This window comes from Fibrobacter sp. (assembly GCF_045601785.1).
Lineage (GTDB): Bacteria > Fibrobacterota > Fibrobacteria > Fibrobacterales > Fibrobacteraceae > Fibrobacter.
On record NZ_JAZSAF010000053.1, the window covers coordinates 21,885 to 30,136 of the forward strand.

General features: G+C 40.8%; 9 protein-coding genes. All 9 read left to right on the forward strand.

Translation table 11 applies throughout. From position 1 onward, the window contains the following. Nucleotides 1–7: 7 nt before the first annotated feature. Nucleotides 8–1,171, forward strand: a complete 1,164-nt coding sequence (locus ACKI61_RS07840; protein WP_407457190.1) for a DNA modification methylase — start codon at nucleotides 8–10, stop codon at nucleotides 1,169–1,171. Further along, entirely contained in the window at nucleotides 1,152–1,751 is a 600-nt protein-coding gene (locus ACKI61_RS07845; RefSeq protein WP_407457191.1) for an HNH endonuclease signature motif containing protein, read from the forward strand. The genes ACKI61_RS07840 and ACKI61_RS07845 overlap by 20 nt, the downstream gene beginning before the upstream one ends. Next, complete coding sequence (locus tag ACKI61_RS07850; protein WP_407457192.1) at nucleotides 1,727–2,080, forward strand: hypothetical protein; 354 nt, start codon at nucleotides 1,727–1,729, stop codon at nucleotides 2,078–2,080. Before ACKI61_RS07845 ends, ACKI61_RS07850 begins: the two co-directional genes overlap by 25 nt. A gap of 445 nt (nucleotides 2,081–2,525) precedes the next feature. Further along, complete coding sequence (locus ACKI61_RS07855) at nucleotides 2,526–3,614, forward strand: hypothetical protein (protein WP_407457193.1); 1,089 nt, start codon at nucleotides 2,526–2,528, stop codon at nucleotides 3,612–3,614. Between the two features lie 15 nt (nucleotides 3,615–3,629). Continuing rightward, a complete protein-coding gene (locus ACKI61_RS07860; protein ID WP_407457194.1) occupies nucleotides 3,630–3,791 on the forward strand; it encodes a hypothetical protein in 162 nt (53 codons plus the stop codon). Continuing rightward, nucleotides 3,766–4,938 (forward strand): PBSX family phage terminase large subunit, encoded by a 1,173-nt coding sequence (locus ACKI61_RS07865; protein ID WP_407457195.1) that lies wholly within the window; start codon nucleotides 3,766–3,768, stop codon nucleotides 4,936–4,938. The genes ACKI61_RS07860 and ACKI61_RS07865 overlap by 26 nt, the downstream gene beginning before the upstream one ends. A gap of 148 nt (nucleotides 4,939–5,086) precedes the next feature. Then, complete coding sequence (locus ACKI61_RS07870; RefSeq protein ID WP_407457196.1) at nucleotides 5,087–5,416, forward strand: hypothetical protein; 330 nt, start codon at nucleotides 5,087–5,089, stop codon at nucleotides 5,414–5,416. Beyond that, on the forward strand, nucleotides 5,403–5,678 hold the full coding sequence (locus tag ACKI61_RS07875; protein ID WP_407457197.1) for a hypothetical protein: 276 nt from the start codon (nucleotides 5,403–5,405) through the stop codon (nucleotides 5,676–5,678). Before ACKI61_RS07870 ends, ACKI61_RS07875 begins: the two co-directional genes overlap by 14 nt. Next, the coding region (locus ACKI61_RS07880; RefSeq protein ID WP_407457198.1) for a phage portal protein at nucleotides 5,662–8,252 on the forward strand (2,591 nt) is incomplete at its 3' end. The genes ACKI61_RS07875 and ACKI61_RS07880, both read left to right, overlap by 17 nt.

The window sequence follows — 8,252 nt, forward strand, 5'->3', positions numbered from 1 at the left end:
GAGGAATATGGCGAAAGAAATCATCTATCGGAAACTAACGGAGCTCAAGAAGCTACCAAACAATCCGAGGACAATAAAAAAAGACGATATGGAAAGGCTTAAGAAGTCAATCAAGGATAATCCTGACTATTTTGAGGCCAGGCCGATTATTTTAAGCAACAGAACCGGCGATTTGGTCATATTGGCCGGAAATCAGCGTTATGAGGCGGCTAAAGCGCTCAAGATGGAGGAAGTACCGACTTTTCTTTTGGAAGGGCTGACAGAGGCTAGAGAACGTGGAATAATCATCCGTGATAATGTAAGTAATGGTGATTGGGATATGGATGCGCTGGCGAATGAGTGGGATACGCAAGAATTGAGCGATTGGGGATTGGATTTAGATTGGGAAGAGCCAGAGCAAGAAGTAGTCGAAGATGAAGCGCCGGAAGTGAATGAAAAGGAGCCTGCGGATAGTGAGCTTGGTAAGGTCTACCAGCTCGGCGAACATAGGCTAATGTGTGGCGATAGCACGGACGCTGGGAGCGTGGCTATTCTGATGGATGGCGAGAAGGCTGACATGGCGTTTACTGACCCGCCGTATGGAGTAGATGTGGTAAGTGATGGTGGCAAAGTTGGTGCTGATTTTGGCGTAGCAAAAAAAGGGGTATATTCAAAAGTTATTGCAGATGATACGACAGAAACGGCTGAAAAATCTTATCATATTTTGAAAAACTTTTCTCAGAAAATGATAATTTGGGGTGGTAATTACTTTGTAGATTTTTTAGATTTTAGCGATGGATGGCTAATATGGGATAAAAGAGGCGATACTGGTATTAGGAATACTTTTGCAGACGGCGAGATGGCTTGGTGTAGTTTTCATACACCAGTTAGAATTTATAAACAACTCTGGAATGGTATGATTAGGGAGGGTGAACACGAACAAAGAGTTCACCCAACTCAAAAGCCAATTAAAATGCTCGGAGAGGTATTAAAAGATTTTACAAAGGATAGCGAAACTGTCTTAGATGTATTTGGCGGCTCTGGCTCAACTCTTATCGCTTGCGAGCAACTTGGACGCAAGTGTTATATGATGGAATTAGACCCGAAGTACTGCGATGTAATTAGAAAACGCTACTGGAAGTTCACGACTGGTAGCGAGGAAGGATGGCAAGATGGAACAAAAGCTGTATAAGGCCGTAGATTCAACTGTTTTCGCGCTTACAAACTATGGGCCAGATAGAAAAATGCATCAAGCAATAGAAAAGTGCCTTATTGAGGCTGAAAAAAAGATTATATCTGATGAAATCCGGAGAAGTAAGAGGACAGATAAGAAAACAAGCAAATCTGGAGTCAAATACTTACATAGAGCTGTTTGGGAGTATTATTATGGCGATATACCAGTGGATAAAGTCATCGACCATATAAACAGGAATAGATCTGATAACAGAATAGAAAACTTACGATTGGCGACTTTTAGCGAGAATAGGCGGAATGTAGACCCTGAATTCAACGAGAAATGCAGAAAGCAACTCATCGATTATAACTCCCAGGATTATGGGAAATGGTGGATGAATAAAAGCAAGAAAAAAGAACGCTCTGAAAAACTATCAATCTCTTGGAAAAACAGACCATATATTGAGAAGAAATGCTTATTGTGTGGCAAAAGTTTTAAGTCGAAACATAATGTTGCACAGTATTGTAGCAAAGAGTGTAGACAAGAAAATTATTTTAGAAAGGGAGTAAAGCTATGGCAACAAAAGACTACGAGGTAGGATACAAAAAACCACCAAAAGAAAGACAGTTTGGCCAGCCAAATGGTAACAAAAGGCGAGAAGGATTTTGGGATATTGAAGCGTCGGCGCGCTTTAAGCTGGAGCAGATGCTGAAACTATCCGAGGCGGAACTCCGTTCGCTGGCACAAAATGCTGATGCGCCACTATTCGAGCGTAAGCTGGCGACTTGTATTGCCAAAGGTCAATGGAAAGAAATTGAGGGTATGATGAACCAGGTATATGGTCAGCCCAAGCAAAAAATAGAAACAACCGTTACTGCGCCAAAGCCATTGGTAGATCTAAGCGAACGCAAGAAAAATGGCGAATAAGCAAGCTTTTTGTTATATAATAAGAACACATCTGTGATGTATCTTCGGAGCCGTCACTAGCTGTACAGTGCCTCGGTCTGGATTCGTTCCCGCCGAGGTTTTTTGTGATATAATAAAGATGCCCCTTGTCATACCTGGGGACGAGTCAGGGAAAGCCTGAGGGAGTCTCTCCTCCTGTAAAGTTGGGTAATGGCCAACGAGAGAATCAGCGCTGTAAAAAGAACCGCCCACTGGAAGGTAGTTATACATTCGGGGCGGCTCTTTTTATGTTGAGGACATAAATGTCCCCAACATGGTATAATGTAGGTAGCACCTGACACGATAGTGTTAAGCCACTCAACTAGCAGTAGTGGGACTCGAATGAGCAGGCGCTCCATAAAAGGGACATAGTAAAGGAATGTGGCTGCACGTTCGATTATGCCCCTTTTTGTGCTATAATCACTTTATGAAACAAACTGCAGCCAATATCTATTATTTCAGACGAATAAGTAGAATCGGAGGTACAGAACAATTCTTGTATGAAATGGCCAAAAAATATTATAAATACGATTTAGCGATTCTATATGACGAAGCAGATTTTGACCAACTAATGCGGTTAAAAAAGCTGGTAAAATGTATCCGGCGCAAGCCAAATGAAAAATATTATGCCGAGAGAGCCTTTTATAATTTTAATTTAGAAGCGCTGCCACAAATTGAAGCTAAAGAACATATATTTATCTGCCACGCTATTTACCAACAAATAGACCAAGTGCCGCCACTAACGCACCCTAAATTAACTCGCTGGATTGGTGTTAGCAAATATGCATGCGAAGAATTAAAAAAATATGGTGAGTATTTAGGCAAAGAAATAAAGCCCGAATTATGTTATAACCCTATAAGTCTTGAAAAGCCAGGCAAAGTAATGCGTTTGATTTCGGCTTGCCGGCTTGACGATAAAGTCAAAGGCGGGGCAAGAACCCTAAAGCTGATCCAAGCGCTTGACGATTATTGCCAAAAGACCGACAACCATTATTTATGGACGATTTATACAAACACTGTTAATTTTACTATACCTTCTGAGAATGTAGCTTTAATGCGGCCAAGAATCGATGTGCGGCCATTTATAGCAGACGCGGATTGGCTGCTACAGTTGAGTAATGATATGGAATCATACTGCTACTCTATAAATGAAGCGCTGGGCTATGGCCTACGCATAGTGAGGACGCCATTATCGGTAGCTAAAGAATTAAAAATACCAAAAGAAGCTGAGTTAGTATTGGAATATGATGCAAGTAATGTTAATGAAATAGCTGAAAAGATATTTGAACCGAAACAAGATTTTGATTATAAATTTAGAAAAGATGGCTGGGACAAATTATTAGTGAAAAAACCTAGCCAATACGTATTTAAAGAAGAAAAGATAAAAGTAAAAGCATTAAAAAGCTTTTATGATCTAGAATTAAAACAAAATGTTTCTAATTGGACACCTGCATGGGAAGTTACAATTCCAAGAGCTAAAGAATTAGCAAATAAAGGTTTAATTAGAATACTTTAAAAGAAAGGAGCAAAAATGCCAGTAATAGCAGTTAGAAGTGCCGGAGGGAAAATTATTGGTTATAGATGGGGCAGTAAAGGCAAGATTTATAAAACCCCAGAAGAAGCCGAAGCGCAAGGCCGCGCAATAAGGGCAAGCGGATGGACGGGCGATGATAGCCAGAACTACGGCGACTAAAAAAATCGAAGCTTTAATTTTTGAGCCGACATTTTATAAAGTCATACAAGGCGGCATGTCGTCAAGTAAAACTTTTTCAATCATGATACTACTAGTGGGCTATGCAGAGAGCTATCCCAATTCTCTCATCACCGTAGCTGGTATGACCTACAACCATCTTGCTACCGGCGTGATGCGTGATTTTAAAAAAATTATGGTAGAAACAAATAGGTGGGACGAATCATGCTTTAATAAATCTGCCAAAATCTATACTTTTAACAATGGCTCCCAAATTGAGTTCTTAAGCGTTGATAATATGACCTCTCGTGGACCGAGGCGTGATGTTTTGTTCGTGAATGAGGCCAATGGTATCGACTATGAAACTTTCGACCAACTAGCTAGTCGTACGAGGGATTTCGTGCTTTTAGATTATAATCCCAGCGCCAAATTCTGGGCTCATGAGGAGCTGGTAGAAAAGCAAAAAGACCGTACTTCGTTTGTAATTTTAACTTATAACGATAATGAAGCTTTAGATAAGCAGGAAAAAGATAATATTGAAAGTCGTAAACCGAAGCCTGGTGAAGAACCGTCTAACTGGTGGGTAGTGTACGGAATGGGGCAAATCGGAACGCTAGAGGGCAATGTGTATCAAAACTGGATAGCAGAACCAAAGAAACCAGATGGCTATATTTTGAAACGTTACGGGGTGGACTTTGGTTTTTCGAACGACCCTACGGCCGTGGTGGCTATCTACGAGAACGAGAATCATGAAATATTTGCAGAAACTATGATATACGAAAAAGGCCTTCTCACTCCTGAGCTTGTGGAAAAGATGAAGGAGCTAGAGCCAGCGCTGGCTGTCTGCGATAATGCACGCCCTGAGATAATCGCCGAGATGAAGCGGTCTGGGCTCCGGGCTATAGCTTGTGATAAGACAGCCGGTGAGAAGATGAACGGCAAACGGTATAATATCGAGCTAGTACAACGTAGAATCATCCACTACTTAAAGAGCGACCAAGACCTAGAGAAAGAGTACTTGTCTTATGCTTGGAGAAGAAAACGCTCTACTGGAGAATGGCTAGACGAGCCTGAGGACGGTAATGATCACGACCTCGACGCATTATCTTATGCGATAAGGGACATGGCAAAGAAGCGCATCCAATTTTAGTTGTGAAAAACGAGGATTCGGAGGAAATTGGGGATTTGGAGAATAGCTGAAAATATAATCTGAATTGCACGAAAATTATATTGACAGTGAATTGCGCTCATGGCTCAAATATGATATGCTAGAACTAGCTAAATAGGAGCAAAGAGCGATGTTACACTTTAACGGACTCGAACCCATAGACTTTAAAGGTCATGAGTGCGAGCCTAAAATTGACGCTGAAAAAAAATTGCGTCTTTCAGCTATAAAATTTGATACGGCCGAAGACATTAGGTATGCCGATGAAGTCTTGGCGACTTGTTTTGACGACGAGTTTGCAAAGAACTTTATTCGTGAAAAATTAAGTGTAGATGATAAAGTAGTTTTGAAAACTTATCTTGTAAGCGGCGAAACTGGCTTGAATCGCTTGTCAGATGTTACAAACGGTGCAATAGAAAAATATATAAATCGTGCGTTAGAAGGTATAAATGAAAAAGAATAAAGAAATAATTTGCGTTTATCAGGATTGCATACTATGTGGCGATAAAGGAAAAAAGCTCAAAAAACTAATATTTGATAAAAACTTAAATGTCCGTAAAGTTAGTTTTGCTTCTGAAGAAGGTAAAGACTTAATTCATACCGCAGTATTTGAAAAAGGAATTGGTGGTTTGCCATTTTTTACTGATGGAACGAAATTTACAAAGACTTTGGACGAATTCATAAAACCGAAAAAGAAAGGAGAAAAAGATGGGGTGGCTAAGTAATTTTAAAGATGCCGTCAGACGTAAAAAATCAAGAGACTTTGCTCAAGAGCTATCAAACCAATTCTTTTTAAGCCCAATTTGTTCAGATTACGAAAATTTATTTGCCCAAGTTAGACCGTTAATAGATGAAATGAAAGTTGTTTTTCCGTATGGTGTAACTGATAGAGGAACTAAATTGCCAATAACAAAAACTCCCGAATTAGCATGGCTGAAGAATCCTAATGATGAAATGGGCTGGGCGGAATTTGCTGATATAATGTTCGCTACTTGGCTAACAGAAGACGAATTGGATATTCATGTTTGGAGAACTAAAACTGGTAAAGTAGAAGCTTATACGATAATACCGCCTGAGTGCCGTATTTATTTAGGCTATGGACGTTGGGAATGGCAGGTTTTAACTACTGAGGGTATTAAGATTCTTGAAGAAGATGAGGTGATGAGGCTGAGATTTAGCCGTAGCCCACGAAATATTCAAAAAGGCGTTTCGCCGGCATCTGCTGCAAGAGTTTGGGCGCAAATAGATGATTTGATTGCTCAATACCAAAGAGCTTATTTTGAAAACGGTGCTATTCCAGCTACTATTACGTTTATTACAGCTAGCTCTAAAGAAAAATACGAATCTACTAGACGAGAACTAGAAAACAAATTAAAAGGCGCTAGAAATCATAATAAAACTATATTTGCGTGGCGACAATTCGATAACGATACGGGGCAAAGTGTAGACCAAGTAGAAGTTAAAACAATCCAAGGCAATAACTCTACATTGGCAATTAAAGAAATCGTAGATATTGTAAATGACCGACTCAATAAGTCTGTTGGAGTTTCGAACTTCTTGCTTGGAGACGATTCTAGCGCGAAATACGATAATGCAGAATTGTCAGACCACCAATTTACTAAACGTAGAGTTTATCCAGCGTTAATTAGCTTTTGGAACCAATTTCAGCATGAATTAGAAAGAATCCTAGGTGGCGGCCTTGGCTATGGAATTAGCTTTGATTTAGAGATACCCGAACTGACAGAAAGAGTAAAAGCAAAAGCTGAGATTGGCAGGATCCGAAGCGAAGCTTTAGAAAATCTTATTTCGGCGGGTGCCTCTGGCGATGCCGCGGTAGATGCCCTTGGGTTGCCAGATTCGTGGAGACCGGCTGCTAATGGTATGTATATTAAGGCTATATCTGGTGGGTTGAATGCTCCAGTAAATATAGATTATTCTAAGCCCGCAGCGATAGAAGCCACCGTTGATAAAAAAGCCGAGGATAAATCAGGTTTAAAAGATCATGCCTGCAAAAATAAATGTTCTTGCAGGCATTCTTTAGACGCTTTGCCAGAAATGACGGCAGATGAAAAAAAGCTTTATGATTTACTTATCGCATTAGCAGATTCTATTATAGACCAGGATAAAGAGTCTATGAAAGTTGAATACGTTATAGAAAGAATGGTTGAAATTCTTGAAGAAGACGCGCGTAATGGCGAAAAACAAGGCGCAGACGCACTCGCTCTGCTCGCTGAGGGAGATGTCGCAAATGAGATCTTAAATACAGTTAGTAAAGGCCAGTATTATGTTTCTGAAACACTAAAAGAGCGCATATCGCTTCGTGCAAATCGACTCGTAAGAGGTTTCGACGAATATACTAAACAGCTCGTAGAGGAAACTTTGGCTGGCTCGGAATCTTTATCGGCTAGTCAGATTAAAACAAAATTAGCACAAATTATGCCAAGGACTAGAGCGGAGCTTATCGCTAGGAATGAAACTCTATATGCTATTCGCTCCGGGCGTTTAGAACAAGATGAAAGTTTAGCAGAAAAATACGGCTTGAATGTTGAGCTAGTCTGGCGTACTTCTGGCGATAACAAGGTATGCCCAATTTGTGCAGCTATGGAAGGGCAAACAGTAGAGTTAGGCAAAGCGTTTAATGACACCGTTAAAACTGATGATGGCGAAGTGCTAGGTTGGGAGCACTCAGTTTGGAACGATAACGGCAGAATACCAGATGCCCATGTAAATTGCGTGCTAGGAGATACTAAAGTATTGGCTGATGGAGTTAAAGTTGCCACAAAGATGAATTACTCAGGCGAGGTCGTTAAGCTTAGCACTAAGAATGGCAGAAGTATCACCACTACCCCGAATCACATATTGCTCACTACGAGAGGATGGGTTTTGGCGAAAAATATCACGAAGTCCGACCAAGTAATCGCATATAGTGATAGGGTCAAACCGTTTGTGGGAAACAACACAATAGACGGGAACATACCCACTATCTCTGAGCAATTTATCACGGCTTCTGAATCTGATGGCGTGGCCGCCCGTAAAATGCCAGCCACCACCAAAGATTTCAAAGGCGATGGTATTAAAGATGAGGAAATCGATGTTATATTTGTCGATGGCCTTTTGAGCAACAAAGGGAATACCTCGTTTGACAAGCTCAAAAGAAAGTTGCCGTTCATAAGTGGAAGTATTCAAGATGATTCCCTCTCTGGAATTAGCACGCTTGATCAACTCCTCATGGGAACACTTGCGGCCTCTCACGGCATTATTGGCAGCGACTGTGAGGCTCTTGCGTTGTTGGGCAGTGA

Coding starts and splice junctions, on each gene's coding strand:
- ACKI61_RS07870 (WP_407457196.1), top strand. CDS start 5,087: ATGTTACACTTTAACGGACTCGAACCCATAGACTTTAAAGGTCATGAG.
- ACKI61_RS07850 (WP_407457192.1), top strand. CDS start 1,727: ATGGCAACAAAAGACTACGAGGTAGGATACAAAAAACCACCAAAAGAA.
- ACKI61_RS07875 (WP_407457197.1), top strand. CDS start 5,403: ATGAAAAAGAATAAAGAAATAATTTGCGTTTATCAGGATTGCATACTA.
- ACKI61_RS07860 (WP_407457194.1), top strand. CDS start 3,630: ATGCCAGTAATAGCAGTTAGAAGTGCCGGAGGGAAAATTATTGGTTAT.
- ACKI61_RS07840 (WP_407457190.1), top strand. CDS start 8: ATGGCGAAAGAAATCATCTATCGGAAACTAACGGAGCTCAAGAAGCTA.
- ACKI61_RS07845 (WP_407457191.1), top strand. CDS start 1,152: ATGGAACAAAAGCTGTATAAGGCCGTAGATTCAACTGTTTTCGCGCTT.
- ACKI61_RS07855 (WP_407457193.1), top strand. CDS start 2,526: ATGAAACAAACTGCAGCCAATATCTATTATTTCAGACGAATAAGTAGA.
- ACKI61_RS07865 (WP_407457195.1), top strand. CDS start 3,766: ATGATAGCCAGAACTACGGCGACTAAAAAAATCGAAGCTTTAATTTTT.